Source organism: Gordonia terrae (genome assembly GCF_051789125.1).
In the GTDB taxonomy this organism is placed as follows: domain Bacteria; phylum Actinomycetota; class Actinomycetes; order Mycobacteriales; family Mycobacteriaceae; genus Gordonia; species Gordonia terrae_A.
The window spans coordinates 4,278,142-4,293,044 of sequence record NZ_CP196526.1 but is presented as its reverse complement, the minus strand read 5'-3'; the positions used below and the strand labels follow the sequence as shown (position 1 = coordinate 4,293,044).

The window sequence follows — 14,903 nt, the reverse complement described above, 5'->3', positions numbered from 1 at the left end:
CACTCCTCGGTCCGCTCGCATGCGTTCGCTGACCTCTGGAGGGTGTCCGAACCGGACAGGGGTCAAACGTGCGGCGCGTGCGTGCCGGCGCTGTCACGCACGCTGGTACGTCCCGTCCTCGTGATGGGTGACCTGGCCGTGTCGCTGCAACCGTGCGAGGTGCAGCTCGGCGGTCCGCCGCTCCACGGCGTCGACGAAGGGCAGTGCGACGTGGGGCCGGTACACCAGCCGATGCGCCGCGATGTCCTCGATCCCGTGTGGCTGCGCGAGGAAGTTCAGCAGTCGTTCGTCGCGTCGGTGGATCACGCCTTCGTAGGCGTCGAGGCGCTTCCGGAATTCCTCCGCCCCGGTGACGACGCCTTTCTGGTGGAAGGTGCCGTACCAGCGGGCCTCGATGTCCCGTACCCGCGCGATCGATCCGAGATAGTCGTCGACGCTGCTGCCGACGTCGCCGTACATGGGCCCGAACGAGGTGAGGTCGATGTCGGCGAGGTAGAGGAATCCCGTCGGTTCGACCAGCAGGCCGCAGTGTCCGGCCGTGTGGCCGGGCAGATGAACGACGGTGGCCGTGACGTCGCCGAGGTCGAAGACGTGCCCGTCGTCCACCGACCGTGCTTCTGGGAAACCGTCGGGGAGACCGAAGGTGTCGCCCAGGTCGGCGTCGACCGCCGCCCGTTGCTCATCGGTCAGTCCGTAGTTGTCCAGTAGTACCTGTAGGGACCGGACGCCCGCGACGTCGTTGGAATGGGCGTACTTGTCGGCGGAGAAGTGCCGGAGGCCGGCGATGTGATCCTCGTGCGCATGGCTGATCATGACCGCATCCGGCCGGACCGGGTCGTGGTCCACCTCCAGCGAGGGGTCCATCACCAGGGTGCCCGCGGAGCCGTCTACGACGACGGTGTTGCCGTAGGGGAACGCTCCGCCGTGCGCAGAGGCGAGCACGGTCACCTCGTCGTAGCGGGTCTCGACGAAGCCGGGCGCGGTGGTCACGTGGTAGCCGTACCCCGGCACGCGGCCGACTGTCAACGCGACCGGGATGCGTCCTCCTCCGGGGGTTCGGCCACGGCCCGCAGCCACAGCGGGAGTATGAGCCAGGCGACGGAGAACGCCACGAGCGTGCACACGCCGGCGATCACCGACGCCACCGGTCCGGCTGTCGCGCCGAACACGACGGTGACCGCCCCCGACAGCGCCAGACCGAGGAGGGCGAGCCCGGCGAAGGCCATGTAGTGCGCCTGGTTGACGACCATCGCTAGCTGATGCTGCCGGAACAGCGCGCGGTGGAGGGCGACCGGTGCGGCCAGGAGGACGGCCGCCCCCACCGCGCACGAGACGGTGATGAGATACACGACGCGCAGGGCGCCGCCGAGTTCCTCGAACCCGTCGTGGAACGGCAGGGTGAGGAGGAACCCGGTGAGGATCTGCACGCCCGTCTGCACGACGCGTAGTTCCTGCAGTAGTGAGTTCCAGTTGCGGTCCAGCCGTTGGGTTTCCGTCTCGTCCCGCTGGGCACGATTCCACGCGGCGTCGTCGGCGCCGGGTTCGGTGCGATCGGTGTCGGTCGGACTGGCCACCAGCCCATGTTTGCAGCGTCGGGTCTCGTCCAGCGGTCATCGCGGGTCTCGAAGCGGTCACTTCCCGGTTGCCCGCAGGTCTGGCGCATGCCCCGCGATCGGAGGACGATCGGACCATGGCCACGTCGATGGACGAACTCACCATGTCCCAACTCGGGTCCCTGCGCTGGGCGGACATGCACCGTCGGGTGCGTGCGCTGGTCGGGGGCGAGGTCGTCGTCGACTCGGCGTCGGCCGTCCAGGTGTGGGAGCCGTACCGGGTGGTGGGTTCCTATGCCGTTCCGGTCTCCGATGTGATTGCGAGCTTGGAGAATCCGGAGTCTGTCGACGCCGCAGGCGAGCATCCGCCGATCCTGACGCCCGGCGACCCCTTCGGGCTCCACACCGCGGCGGGCACGGTCTACGACATCGCCGTCGGCACAGGGACATTGCGCGGTGCCGCGTTCCGCCCGGACGACTCCGACCTCGCCGATCACGTCGTGCTCGACTGGTCGGCGTTCGACGAGTGGCGCGAGGAGGATGAGCCGACGGTCGGTCATCCGCATGACCCGTTTCAGCGCATCGACTGCCTGACCAGCAACCGGCACGTCGTCGTCCGTGTCGGCGACGTCGTGCTGGCGGACAGTCGGCGCCCGACGCGCCTGCTGGAAACCCACCTTCCGCCCCGTCACTACCTTCCGCGCGACGACGTCCGGATGGACTTGCTCGTGCCCTCGGACACCGTCACGGTGTGCGCGTACAAGGGTGCGGCCACCTACTGGTCGGCGGTCGTCGGAGACGACATCGTGCCCGACGTCGCGTGGACGTACACCGATCCGCTGAACGACGCTGTCCCGGTCCGCGATCTGATCTGTTTCTACGACGAGCGGGTCGAACTCACCGTCGATCAGTGATCTGAACCCCCCAAGACCCACCACCGTTGGACAGATCCACCCGGCGAGGTGGGGTGGAACTGTCCAACCGTGGTGGGTGTGAGTGCCGGTCGGCGTCAGCGCAGCGAATACCGGATCGGTAGGTGCTTGAGTCCGCCGACGAAGACGGTGGCGGCCAGCTCGGGCTCGCCTGCCAGCTCGATCGAGTCCAGGCGCGGGATCAGTTCGGTGAACAGGCTCCTCATCTCCATCCGCGCCAGGGCCGCGCCGAGACAGAAGTGCACGCCGTAACCGAACGCCAGGTGCTTATTGGGGAACCGGCCGACATCGAACCGGAACGGGTCGTCGAAGACCTCCTCGTCACGATTCGCCGATGTGTATGCGAGATAGACCGATTCGCCCTTCGCGATGGGCACGCCACGCACGGTGGTGTCCTCGGCGGCCGTGCGCATGAATTCCTTGACCGGGGTCGTCCACCGGATCATCTCCTCCACGGCGGTGCCGACGAGTTCGGGTTCGCGGCGTAACCGGTCGAGTTCCCCGGGGTTCTCGATCAGCGCGCGCAGCCCACCGGAGATGGCGTCCTTGGTGGTGTCGTGGCCTGCGCTGGCCACGATGACGTAGTACGACGCGGTGTCGACGTCGGAGAGGGGCTCGCCGTCGACGAGGCCGTTGGCGATGGCGGATGCCAGGTCGTCGGTGGGGTGTGCTCGCCGGGACGCGGTCAGCTTGCTGAAATAGTGGAAGAAGTCGAGCAGCGTCGCCATCCTCTCTTCGAGAGTGGTGCCGCGGCGGTATTCCGCGTCGTCGGCGCCGAACATCTCCTGGGTCAGTTGGTGCATCCGGGGGAAGTCCGCCTCGGGCAGGCCGAGGAGCGACAGGATGACGTACAGGGGGAAGTGGACCGCGATGTCCTCGACGAAGTCGCACTCGGGGCCGATGTCGCGCATCGTGTCGACGTAGCGCCGGGCCAGCTCGTCGACGCGGGTCTGCAAGTCCCGTAATGCTTTCGGACGGAACCAGTCGGCGCCGATCGTCCGCACCTTGCGGTGGTGCGGATCGTCCATGTGGATCAGCGTGCGCAGCCCGGCGCCCGAGTCGAGCTGGGCCTTGGCGACGTCGTCGGCCGCGGCGGTCGTCAGCACCGGCCGCGGCGCGCTCAACCAGAGCTTGTTGTCCCGTTCGATGTCCATGACGTCGGCGTGCTTGGTGATGGCGTAGAACGGGCGGTAGGGCCCGTGATCGACGTGGGCCACCGGGTTGTGCCGGCGGAGATGGGCCATGGCCGCGTGTAGGCGCGGCTCGTCGGCGTAGGCCTTGGCATCGGCGAAGATGTTCGCGGCGTCGTCTGCCGTGCTCGTGCCCACGTTGCTTGTCGTCACCGGGTGCGTCCTTCGGTCGAGGGTGGTTCTCGCTCCGAGTGTCCGATATCGGGGTGTTCCAGTTGGCCGGAATCGCGAACCCGACCGAACACCGTGGGCCACCACGGGAAGGTGGAACCACGACGGTGACAGCCCATCCGTGATGACGCAGGTGACGAATGGCCGCCATGAGCACCCCGACCGAATCCGGCGAGGAAGCGACTCCGACTTCCCGATGCGACGGCGCGACCACTGCCGACTCCGCCGGCGACTACCTGCCGATCGCCGACCACGGTGTCATCGGCGACCTCCGCACCGCGGCCGTCGTGGGGGTCGACGGGCGGATCGACTGGTTCTGCTGTCCGCGGTTCGACTCGCCGAGCGTCTTCGGGTCGTTGCTCGATGCCCGACGAGGCGGCGGCTGGACGGTGGAACCGGTCGACGGCGATGTCACGACGCGGCAGTTCTACCTTCCCGACTCCAACGTTCTCGTCACCCGCTTCCTGAGCGAGGACGGTGTCGCCGAGGTGCAGGATCTGATGCCGATCGCGAGACCACACGACCTCGACCATCGGACGCGGATCATCCGTCGGATCTCCTGTGTGCGGGGTTCGGTCCGGTTCCGCGTGACGGTCGGGCCGAGGTTCGACTACGGCCGTGCGGCACACTCGGTGGTCGTCGAGGACGAATGTCGGGTTCGCTTCGAGACCGACGACCTGGTGCTGCACCTCGTCTCGACCGTCGGCGTCGATCCGGTCGACGACCGGGACGCGGTGGCCGACTTCACCGTCGAGACCGGCGAATGCGTCACGTTCGTCCTCGCGCCCGAGCCCGTCGGACCAGAACTGCTCGACCACGACAGTTCTCCCGCCGTCGTCGCCGCGACGGTCGCGTTCTGGCAGGACTGGGTCTCACGCTCCTCCTACACCGGTAGGTGGCGGGAGATGGTGCATCGGTCGGCACTGACACTCAAACTGCTGACGCACGAACCATCCGGGGCGGTGGTGTCGGCGGTGACCGCCGCGCTTCCCGAAGAGATCGGTGGTGAGCGGAACTGGGATTACCGCTATGTCTGGATCCGCGACGCCGCGTTCACCCTCTACGCGCTGCTCCGGTTGGGGTTCACCGACGAGGCCGGCGCCTTCATGGACTGGCTGACCTGCCGGTTCGACGACGGTGCCGACGAGCCGGGAGATCTGGGGCCGCTGCGTCTGATGTACACACTCGACGGGGATCCGGCGCCGGCCGAGACCGAACTCGACCACTGGGAGGGTTACCGGCAGACCTCGCCGGTGCTGATCGGGAACGCCGCCGCAGACCAGCTCCAACTGGACATCTACGGCGAGCTCATCGACTCGGTGTACCTGTACAACAAGTACGGACCCGGGATCTCCTACGGGTCGTGGACGCATCTGTGCACGGTGGCCGGATGGCTCGTCGACAACTGGGATCGTCCGGACCAGAGCATCTGGGAGGTGCGCAGCAAACCGCAGGACTACGTCTACTCACGCGTGATGTCGTGGGTCGCCCTCGAGCGGATGATCCGGATGAGCCGGCAGCGCGGACTACCCGGCGACGTCGCCGGGTGGATGAAGGCCCGTGACGACATCTTCGTGCAGATCATGGAGCGGGGCTGGAACGACGACGTAGGAGCGTTCGTCCAGACCCTCGACTCCGACCGTCTGGACGCGGCGCTGTTGCTGATCCCCGCCGTGAAGTTGTTGTCGCCCACCGACGACCGGTTCGTCCGCACTCTCGAGCGGATCGAGGAAGAACTCGTGAGCGACTCGCTGGTTTTCCGGTACGACACCGACGGCGGGCACGACGGCCTCGACGGAGCCGAGGGGACGTTCTCCCTGTGCTCGTTCTGGTATGTCGAAGCGCTCACCCGGGTCGGCCGTCTGGCCGACGCGCGGCTGGCGCTGGAGAAGATGTTCACCCACGCCAACCACCTCGGCCTCTACGCCGAGCAGGTCGGTCTCACCGGTGAACAGCTCGGGAACATGCCGCAGGCATTCACCCACCTCGCGCTCATCAGCGCGGCGATCAACCTCGACCGGCGCCTCGGCGAGTAGGCCAAGGCGCCGATCAGCTGTCCGCGTTCAGATCCAGCCGGACCCGCCGCACAGGTCGTCGGCGGCCGCGGGACCGGTCGAACCCGCCGCATACGGTTGCGGCGCAGGCGGATTCTCCAGCACCGGCGCGGCGACCTCCCAGACATGTGCGAGGCCGTCGGGCCGGGTGAACAGAGACCGGTCGCCGCGCAACACATCGACGATGAGCCGTGCGTAGGGCGACAGGCCGTCGGCCACCTCGTCGAGCTGTTCGGTCATGTGGGCGACGGAGAGATCGGTCCCCGAGCCCGGTTCCTTGACCGTGACGGCCAGATCGATGGCACCGTCACCGGCCAGGTCGAAGGTCAGCACGGTGCCGTCGTCCGGGGTGTCGGTCAGCGGACCGTCGGCGGGGGCCCGGAAGACGAGGCTGAGTCGCTGAGAGCTGTGGTCGAGCATCTTGCCGGTGCGGAGCAGGAACGGGACGCCTCGCCAGCGGTCGGTGTCGACCCAGAGGCGCACCGCCGCGAACGTCTCGGTGGTGGAGTCATCGGGGATGCCGTCGGTGTCGCGGTACCCCTCGTACTGGCCGAAGACCACCTCGGCGGGGTCGAGTGGACGGAAGGCCGCGATGACCGACTCACGGGCGTCGAGCAGGTCGTCGGCGCCGAGAGACACCGGAGGCTCCATCGCGGCTTCGGCTGCCACCTGGAACAGGTGGGTGACGACCATGTCCAGAAATGCGCCGGTGGCGTCGTAGAACGCGGCGCGGTCGGCGATGTCGAGGGTCTCCGGGACGTCGATCTGGACCTCCGCCACGTGTTCGCGGTTCCACACCCCGGTGAAGAGTCCGTTGGCGAAGCGCAGGACGTGCAGGTTCTGGGTGCTCTCCTTCCCCAGGAAATGATCGATCCGGTAGATCTGCTTCTCGTCCAGCGATTCGTGGACTGCTTCGTCGAGGGCCCGGAAACCGTCCGGAGACGTACCGAACGGTTTCTCGTAGACGACCCGCGAGTCCTTCGCGAGATCGTGCGCGGCAATGGCTTTGGTGTAGTCGACGAAGGTGGTCGGTGGGAGCGCCAGGTAGTGGACGAGCTGGGCGGAGCCGCCGACGGCGTCGCGGGCTGCGTCGATCACCTCCAACAGGCGTCCGGGATCATCGGCGGTGAACCCGCCCCCGGCGAATCGGATGCTCTCGGCGAACGACGCCCAGTCGTCCGACGAGACCGACCCGTCCGAACCGAACTCCTCGATCGCGTCCTTCACGTGCTGCCGGAACTCGTCGTCGGTACGGTCGCCCCGCCCGTTGCCGATGAGCTGCCATCCGCGGGGGAGCAGCCCGCGCCGGTGGAGTTCGTACAGCGACGGCAGGACCATCCGCTTGGCGAGGTCGCCGGTCGATCCGAAGAGGATGAAGATCACGGATGCGTCATCGCCCGAGTCGGTGTCGGACGGGGTCGCGTTCTCCGGTGCGGAGCTGTCTGCGGTCATGCATCAATAGTGCCCATCGACGATCCCGGAGTACGCATACGCAGCGCGCGCGTCGTGAAAGGGCAGGATGACGCACGGTCCGTGAATGATGAAGCGATCTACTCCGGACCGAATAAGGAGACCGTCTGCTCCGTGGAGACGACCACGTGTCGGCCGTCGATCTTGTAGAGGCTCTCTTCGTCGTGGCTGTCGGAAGGCACAGCTCCTGGATAGGCGACCGACCAGACCTCGTGTCCGGTTCGAATATCGAAGGACTGTAGGCTGCCGTCGAGAATGCTGACCCAGCGCTCGTCGTCGACGAATCTCTGGACCGGCGCGGAGCGATAGTCCTTCTGCCACAGCTGCCGTCCCGTCCGGAGATCGATTCCCACCAGCGACCCGGCCGGGAAGTCGTCGCGGAATTCGAAGACGACGGTGTTGCCGACGATCGCCGCGACCGGCGAATTGATCGAACTCAACGGATTTCTCTCCGCACTCATCAGCCTGCTGTCGGTCCACAGCTTGGCGCCTGATGAGGTGTCATACGCGCTGTCCCCGACCAAGATGACGGACTTGTACTGATCGCCGATCAGGCGTGTTTTGCCGGTGTGATTGCCGGGATTGGTACCTCTTGCGATCACCCTGCCGGTCGCGTCCACGATCTCGAAGGTCCTGCGGATGGGGTCGACCCGCACTTCGATGCGACCCGCCCACGTCCAGACGTTGGGATCGTAGGGATCGGACTCGTCGGGCACCGGGCGTCCGGTCGTCACGTCAAAGGTGGCCGAGTCTCCGGGATTCGGACCGTATCCGACGTTGCCGGTCTGACGCTCGTGGTCGACGTACAGGTTGGAGGACGGGTTCTCGACCCGAAACGTCGCGCTCCATACCGAGGACATGTTCGTCGGGGTGCCCCGATGCACGGTGACCTCGCCGCGCCCGGGACCTTCGACGGCGACCAGGAACTCCGTCCCCGCCTCGTTGGCGGCGGTGACCCGCACGATCTTGCGTTCGGCGGACAACCACGACGTGACTTCACCGGTATGGAGATCGACGTACCGCACTCTCGACTGGTTGCCGGCATAGTCCTCGCACGGGACGAACTGCCCGAGGGTGGCCTGTGTGCAAGACGTGGGATGGTCGAGATTTGCCGTCCACTTGCGTTGTCCGGTAAAGGAGTTGAGCAGCACCAATTGCCCAGGTCCGTCGTGGTTGTCATTGTTCGTCAGGTAGATGAGCGGATCGCCCGCCACGGTGGCGGTGTATGACGGGTAGGCGGACAAGCCGGTGTCTGTGACGTCGACGGTCCACCACTTCTCCGGCGCAGTGGTCATGGCTTCCAACTCGAAGAACTGCGACTCGCCGTCTCGGTCGATCGGTGCGCTTCCGGCTGTCGGCGTGCCGGGCAGCAGTCGGAATGTCCCTGTTGCCGCGGCCAGGGCCGCACACGTCGCAACCGTCACTGCCACGACGAGCACCATGATCGGTGCCAACATCCCGGTCGTCCGCTTCGATGACTGCACGTCGAGTCCCCCAAGATCTGTCCGCGCGATTGGTACATGCCCGTCGAGCACATTAGTGCTGCGGCCAGGTGGGGCGAACACCGCGTGCACAGGGGATATGCGGAGATACGAGAACGAGCCGCGCCCGAAGCTCCAGTGGGCCAGATCACAAATAACTGAGACCTGAGCGGAATGGACTCAACTCTGTTGGCGTTACAACCTCCGTATGGCTCATACTTGAGCCTGTTGGACTAAAGAGAAAGGTGTACGCGAGTGGACAGCTTCACCCCCACCACGAAGACGCAGCAAGCATTGAGTTCTGCTGTGCAGGCGGCGGCCAGCGCTGGAAACCCCGACGTGCGACCGGCCCACATCCTGGTGGCACTGCTCGATCAGTCCGACGGCATCGCGTCGCCACTGCTGAAGGCAGTGGGCGTGGACCCGTCGAGCGTTCGTGCGCAGGCCCAGGCATTGGTCGATCGCATGCCGACGGTGTCCGGCGCCAGCTCGACGCCTCAACTATCCCGCGAGTCGATCGCGGCCATCACCGCAGCCCAGCAGCTGGCCGGTGAACTCGACGACGAGTACGTCTCTACCGAGCACGTCGTCGTCGGCCTGGCGACCGGAGACTCCGATGTCGCCAAACTGCTGCACAACCTCGGTGCGACACCGCAGGCCCTGCGCGAGGCGTTCGTCGCCGTGCGCGGCAGCGCGCGGGTCACCTCCGAGGACCCCGAGTCGACCTACCAGGCTCTCGAGAAGTATTCGACCGACCTGACCGCGGCCGCCCGCGAGGGCAAGCTCGACCCGGTCATCGGCCGCGACACCGAGATCCGGCGCGTCGTGCAGGTCCTCAGCCGTCGGACCAAGAACAACCCGGTCCTCATCGGTGAACCCGGCGTCGGCAAGACCGCCATCGTCGAAGGGCTCGCCCAGCGTATCGTCGCCGGCGACGTCCCGGAGTCGTTGCGCGGCAAGACCGTCATCTCCCTCGACATGGGTTCGATGGTCGCCGGTGCCAAGTACCGCGGCGAGTTCGAGGAACGGCTCAAGGCTGTGCTCGACGAGATCAAGGGTTCGGCCGGACAGGTCATCACCTTCATCGACGAGCTGCACACGATCGTCGGTGCCGGTGCGACAGGCGATTCCGCGATGGATGCCGGCAACATGATCAAGCCGATGCTCGCCCGCGGGGAGCTGCGACTGGTCGGTGCCACCACTCTCGAGGAGTACCGCAAGTACATCGAGAAGGATGCCGCCCTCGAGCGCCGCTTCCAGCAGGTGTACGTCGGTGAGCCCTCGGTCGAGGACGCCATCGGCATCCTCCGCGGCCTCAAGGACCGGTACGAGGTGCACCACGGTGTACGCATCACCGACTCCGCGTTGGTCGCCGCCGCAACGCTTTCCGACCGATACATCACCTCGCGCTTCCTGCCCGACAAGGCCATCGACCTCGTCGACGAGGCCGCGTCGCGGTTGCGGATGGAGATCGACTCGCGTCCCGTCGAGATCGACGAGGTCGAGCGGATCGTCCGCCGACTCGAGGTCGAAGAGGTCGCCTTGGAGAAGGAGACCGACGCGGCGTCGAAGGACCGACTCGAGAAGCTGCGCGCCGAGCTGGCCGACCAGAAGGAGAAGCTCAACGAGCTCTCCGCCCGGTGGCAGTCGGAGAAGACCGCCATCGACGCGGTCCGCGACCTCAAGGAGGAGCTGGAACGCCTTCGCGGCGAAGCTGATCGGGCTGAGCGCGACGGTGACCTCGGGCGCGCTGCCGAGCTGCGGTACGGCAAGATCCCCGGCCTGGAGAAGGAACTCGAGGCCGCGATCGAGAAGACCGGCACCGATCCCTCGCAGGACGTGATGCTGCAGGAGGAGGTCGGACCCGACGACGTGGCCCAGGTCGTGTCGGCGTGGACCGGAATCCCGGCCGGACGCATGCTCGAGGGTGAGACCGCCAAGCTGCTGCGCATGGAGGACGAACTCGGCAAGCGAGTCATCGGACAGAAGGCCGCCATCGGTGCGGTGTCCGACGCGGTGCGTCGAGCACGGGCAGGCGTCGCCGACCCGAACCGACCGCTCGGCTCGTTCATGTTCCTCGGCCCCACCGGCGTCGGCAAGACCGAGCTCGCCAAGGCGCTCGCCGAGTTCCTGTTCGACGACGAGCGGGCCATGGTCCGCATCGACATGAGCGAGTACGGCGAGAAGCACAGCGTCGCACGGCTCGTCGGTGCTCCGCCCGGTTACGTCGGGTACGAGGCCGGTGGCCAGCTCACCGAGGCGGTACGGCGTCGTCCGTACACGGTGGTCCTGTTCGACGAGATCGAGAAGGCCCACCCGGACGTCTTCGACGTGCTGCTGCAGGTGCTCGACGAGGGTCGCTTGACCGACGGCCAGGGACGGACGGTGGACTTCCGCAACACCATCCTCATCCTGACCTCGAACCTCGGTGCGGGTGGCGACAAGGACCACGTCATGATGGCCGTGCGCTCGGCGTTCAAGCCGGAGTTCATCAACCGTCTCGACGACGTGGTGATCTTCGACGCGCTGAGCCCCGAGGAACTGGTGTCGATCGTCGACATCCAGCTCGGCCAGCTCAAGAAGCGCCTTGCGCAACGCCGCCTCGACCTCGAGGTGTCGACCAAGGCCAAGGAATGGTTGGGCGCACGGGGATTCGACCCGCTGTACGGTGCGCGCCCGCTGCGCCGGCTGGTGCAGCAGGCCATCGGCGACCAGCTCGCCAGGCAGCTCCTGTCCGGAGACATCCGCGACGGAGACGTGGTGCCGGTCAACGTCAGTGCCGACGGCGAGTCGTTGGTGCTCGGCTGAGTTCGTAGTCAGACAGAGTTCACCGCAAGACAAGGGGCCCATCCTTCGGGATGGGTCCCTTTGTCGTGTGTGGGCTACTGGTGTGGGAAGCGGTCGAGGTTGTCCTCCACCCAAAGGCGCAATGCGTCCAGCGGTCCGGCGGCGTCCACCCCGAGTTCCGTCAGTTCGTATTCGACGTGCAGCGGGACCGCCGGGTAGACGGTGCGGGTGAGCATCCCAGCTGTTTCCAGCCGACGCAGCGTCGCCGTGAGGACTTTGGGGCTGATCCCGTCCAGCCGCCCGCGGAGCTCTCCGAACCGCATCGGTTGATCGCGTAGGGCGCCGATGACGAGGGCGCTCCACTTGTCGGCGAGAAGATCGAGCATCCCTCGGCAGGGACACGATGCAGAGTAGGCGTCTCCGCGATGGGACTGCAGCGACATGGCGTTGGCCTCGATGCTTTCCAAGGGGTACTAGACTCCCTTGTGGGTAACTGTGGTCGTCGGGATACCTTAGCGCCATGACGAGAAACATGACAGCCCTGGTCGCGGTCGCCGCGGATTCCGTCGAGGACCCGAGCGCGTTCGACGAGACGACAATGCCGGTGCCGAGCCCGCGTCCGCACGATCTGCTCGTCGAGGTCCGTGCGGTCTCGGTCAACCCGGTAGACACCAAAGTGCGTGCGGGACTGCGTGACTCTGACCCGCCGCGTGTTCTGGGATTCGACGCGGCGGGAACTGTCGTCGGGATCGGTGACAAGGTGTCGAGGCTCGCGGTCGGAGACGAGGTCTACTACGCCGGTTCGATCGATCGGCCGGGAACGAACGCCGAGTTCCATCTGGTCGATGAGCGGATCGTCGGACGCAAACCGTCATCCCTGGACTTCGGCGCGGCTGCCGCACTGCCGTTGACCGCGATCACTGCCTGGGAGTCACTGTTCGAGAAGCTTCGGGTCGATTCCGCGGACTCGGGAACGATCGTCGTGGTGGCGGGTGCCGGGGGCGTCGGCTCGATGGTCATACAGTTGGCCCGCACCCTGACTGATCTCACCGTGATCGCAACCGCCTCACGGCCTCACTCGCAGGAATGGACGCGAGAACTCGGTGCCCACCACGTCGTCGACCCGGGACGCCTGCGCGAGGACGTGCGGTCGTACGCCCCGCGCGGTGTGGACTACATCTTCTCTCCCCACTCAGACGGGAATGTCGAGTCCTACGCCGAGATCATGGGCGTGCACGGTCAGGTCGTAGCCATCGACGAACCAGAAGGTCTCGATACCCTCCCGCTGAAGGACAAGAGCCAGAGTTGGCACTGGGAGCTGATGTTCTCGAAGCCGTTGTTCGCACCGGAAGACGACTCGCAACACCAGATTCTCAACCGCCTCGCCGAACTCGTCGACGCCGGCCAGGTCCGCAGCACGGTCAATCGTGAACTTGCGGGCTTCACGATCGAGAATCTCCGCACAGCACACCAGATCTCCGAATCCGGAAGGGCGATCGGCAAGGTGGTCATCACCCGCTGACCACCGTGCACGAGCCCGCGGACCTCACCGGGTGGCGAGGAGCGACATGAGGTGTGCCTCGACAAGAGAGGGTCGGGGCTGGGGTGGACCGGGCCGGGGTGGTCGGGCGTCGATGACGTGGCTGATCGTCGGATTCGGCTGCGTTGGGCGTGGTTGATCGCCGGGCCGGGTTGGTGGTCCGTGGATTTCGTGGCGCACGGTGTCGAGATGTGTCGCGAACCGTCTCGGTATGTCGGGTCGGCGGTTGAGCCCGTCGGGGTTGGGTGGTGCGCCGGGTTCGGCGTTGAGTCGCCAGACGCAGCGGCCCTCGTGGGGTCCGGAACGTCGAATGTGGGTGGTGTACTGGCCGGGTTGATCGCCGACCATGCGGTTGTGTCGCGGGCACGCCGGGGCAAGGTCATCGATGTCGGTGAGTCCGCCCTTGGCCCAATCCGTTTCGGCATGATGAATCTCGACCTGGGTGGCGGGTTGATCGCATCCGGGTGCGGAGCAGACTTCGCCGTCGGGTCGGGCGAAGGAGACGAGGCGCTGTTCGCGGGTGGCGAGGCGTTTGCCCCTACCGAAGTGGAGAGGGACGGCGGTGTGGTTCTTGAACACTGCCAGCCATGGTTGAACGTCGGCGGCAAGATCGATGAGGTCGGGGATGGGCAGCAGGGTGCCGGTGGCGGTGGTGGCGAGTCCGGCTTCGCGGATCAGGTCGCCCAGGTCTGCTTTGATGATCAGCTGCACCGGTAGCCCGCGGTGAGATCTCCCGAGCAACCCGTCCTCGAGGACGGCTTTGAGTAGGGCGTTGAGTGCGTCGTGGTTGATCTGCGCGGGCGTGCGGTCGTCACGTTCCGCGGCGGCGGCGAGAGCGTCGGGGTCGGCTTCCTCGAACGAGCCGGTGGGCGACTGAGGATCACCGGGGTTGTTCATGCCGGGCCTGGCCCATACGGCGAGCAGCATGGTGACCCGGGCGGTGAGTTCGGGAGTGAGGGTGCCGGTCAGCTTGGCTGTGCCGTCGGCGCGTTGTCTGTTGACCCACAGGTTGCGGCGGCGCTTGCGCTCGCGGTCGTCGGCGAGGGTGCCGTCGGGATCGAGATGGGCCAACAGCCGCGCACCCAACTGGGTGATCTCGGCGGGGGTGTGGGCCTGCGCGATCTCGGCCATCTGTCGTTCGGCGGCGACTGTCACGTCGTGGTCGACTCCGTGGGGGATCTGATCGAGGACGTCGATGACGGCGCGAACGTGAGAGGTGCCGACTCGTCCGTCGGCCAAAGCCGATGCCAACGTGGGTTGTTCGGGTTCGAGCGATCCGCCGGTGTGGTTGAGGTGGGTCGCGGTCGCGTGACGCTGATTGTTGCGGCGCATGGGGTCGGACACACGCAGCCGGTGCGTCATGAACGCGGTGATGCTGCGATGGCCGGTGCGATGGGGGAGGTCGCGGTCGGCGATGTCCACGATCTGTCTGTCCCCGGCGAACGTGAGTCGGGCAATTGCCTTTTCGGTATCTGCGGCCACGTCGACGAGGTCGGCGTCCGTGCACGCGCTGAGGTCGACGGTCTGCAGCTCGTCGATGATCCGGTGCAGGTCGGCGACGAGTTCAGTGGCGCGCGACATCGGTGAACCGTCGTCGACGACGCGTGTGGCGTCGGTCATGCCGGTCACCTCCCCGAGAACCGTTGATCCGAACGTACTTTCGAGTGTACCTGAATTCGACGCTCGATGCTTCGGATGTTGTTGCTGCACAGCAAAAGCCGGACT

The 14,903-nt window shown here is 66.5% G+C and carries 11 protein-coding genes; 4 read left to right on the top strand and 7 right to left on the bottom strand.

Annotated elements, in window-relative coordinates:
• Window positions 1-93: 93 nt before the first annotated feature.
• Together ACSUZC_RS19395 and ACSUZC_RS19390 are read right to left on the bottom strand one after the other, a co-directional pair.
• On the bottom strand, window positions 94-990 hold the full coding sequence (locus ACSUZC_RS19395) for an MBL fold metallo-hydrolase (protein ID WP_439030086.1): 897 nt from the start codon (window positions 988-990) through the stop codon (window positions 94-96).
• 32 nt (window positions 991-1,022) lie between these two features.
• Window positions 1,023-1,574 (bottom strand): DUF6328 family protein, encoded by a 552-nt coding sequence (locus ACSUZC_RS19390; protein WP_439030085.1) that lies wholly within the window; start codon window positions 1,572-1,574, stop codon window positions 1,023-1,025.
• A gap of 116 nt (window positions 1,575-1,690) precedes the next feature.
• Here ACSUZC_RS19390 and ACSUZC_RS19385 point away from each other — a divergent pair, with 116 nt between their 5' ends.
• Complete coding sequence (locus tag ACSUZC_RS19385; protein ID WP_439030084.1) at window positions 1,691-2,467, top strand: DUF427 domain-containing protein; 777 nt, start codon at window positions 1,691-1,693, stop codon at window positions 2,465-2,467.
• 95 nt (window positions 2,468-2,562) lie between these two features.
• Here the strand turns inward: ACSUZC_RS19385 and ACSUZC_RS19380 are convergent, their stop codons facing one another.
• Entirely contained in the window at window positions 2,563-3,813 is a 1,251-nt protein-coding gene (locus ACSUZC_RS19380) for a cytochrome P450 (protein ID WP_439033181.1), read from the bottom strand.
• 173 nt (window positions 3,814-3,986) lie between these two features.
• Here ACSUZC_RS19380 and ACSUZC_RS19375 point away from each other — a divergent pair, with 173 nt between their 5' ends.
• Window positions 3,987-5,882 carry a glycoside hydrolase family 15 protein gene (locus ACSUZC_RS19375; protein WP_439030083.1) on the top strand — a complete coding sequence of 632 codons (1,896 nt, stop codon included), beginning with the start codon at window positions 3,987-3,989 and terminating at the stop codon, window positions 5,880-5,882.
• Between the two features lie 27 nt (window positions 5,883-5,909).
• Here ACSUZC_RS19375 and ACSUZC_RS19370 read toward each other — a convergent pair whose 3' ends face one another.
• On the bottom strand, window positions 5,910-7,352 hold the full coding sequence (locus ACSUZC_RS19370) for a glucose-6-phosphate dehydrogenase (protein ID WP_439030082.1): 1,443 nt from the start codon (window positions 7,350-7,352) through the stop codon (window positions 5,910-5,912).
• 98 nt (window positions 7,353-7,450) lie between these two features.
• Window positions 7,451-8,854 carry an outer membrane protein assembly factor BamB family protein gene (locus ACSUZC_RS19365; protein WP_439030081.1) on the bottom strand — a complete coding sequence of 468 codons (1,404 nt, stop codon included), beginning with the start codon at window positions 8,852-8,854 and terminating at the stop codon, window positions 7,451-7,453.
• Between the two features lie 252 nt (window positions 8,855-9,106).
• Between ACSUZC_RS19365 and clpB the strand changes: the two genes are divergently transcribed.
• Window positions 9,107-11,659: an ATP-dependent chaperone ClpB gene (gene clpB / locus ACSUZC_RS19360; protein WP_439030080.1), complete on the top strand. Its 2,553-nt coding sequence runs from the start codon at window positions 9,107-9,109 to the stop codon at window positions 11,657-11,659.
• 74 nt (window positions 11,660-11,733) lie between these two features.
• Here clpB and ACSUZC_RS19355 read toward each other — a convergent pair whose 3' ends face one another.
• The gene (locus tag ACSUZC_RS19355) at window positions 11,734-12,105 is read right to left on the bottom strand and encodes a winged helix-turn-helix transcriptional regulator (RefSeq protein ID WP_439030079.1); all 372 of its coding nucleotides are present in this window, start codon (window positions 12,103-12,105) and stop codon (window positions 11,734-11,736) included.
• 53 nt (window positions 12,106-12,158) lie between these two features.
• Between ACSUZC_RS19355 and ACSUZC_RS19350 the strand changes: the two genes are divergently transcribed.
• A complete protein-coding gene (locus tag ACSUZC_RS19350; protein WP_439030078.1) occupies window positions 12,159-13,160 on the top strand; it encodes a zinc-binding alcohol dehydrogenase family protein in 1,002 nt (333 codons plus the stop codon).
• A gap of 24 nt (window positions 13,161-13,184) precedes the next feature.
• Here the strand turns inward: ACSUZC_RS19350 and ACSUZC_RS19345 are convergent, their stop codons facing one another.
• Complete coding sequence (locus ACSUZC_RS19345; RefSeq protein WP_439030077.1) at window positions 13,185-14,798, bottom strand: DUF222 domain-containing protein; 1,614 nt, start codon at window positions 14,796-14,798, stop codon at window positions 13,185-13,187.
• Window positions 14,799-14,903 lie beyond the last annotated feature (105 nt).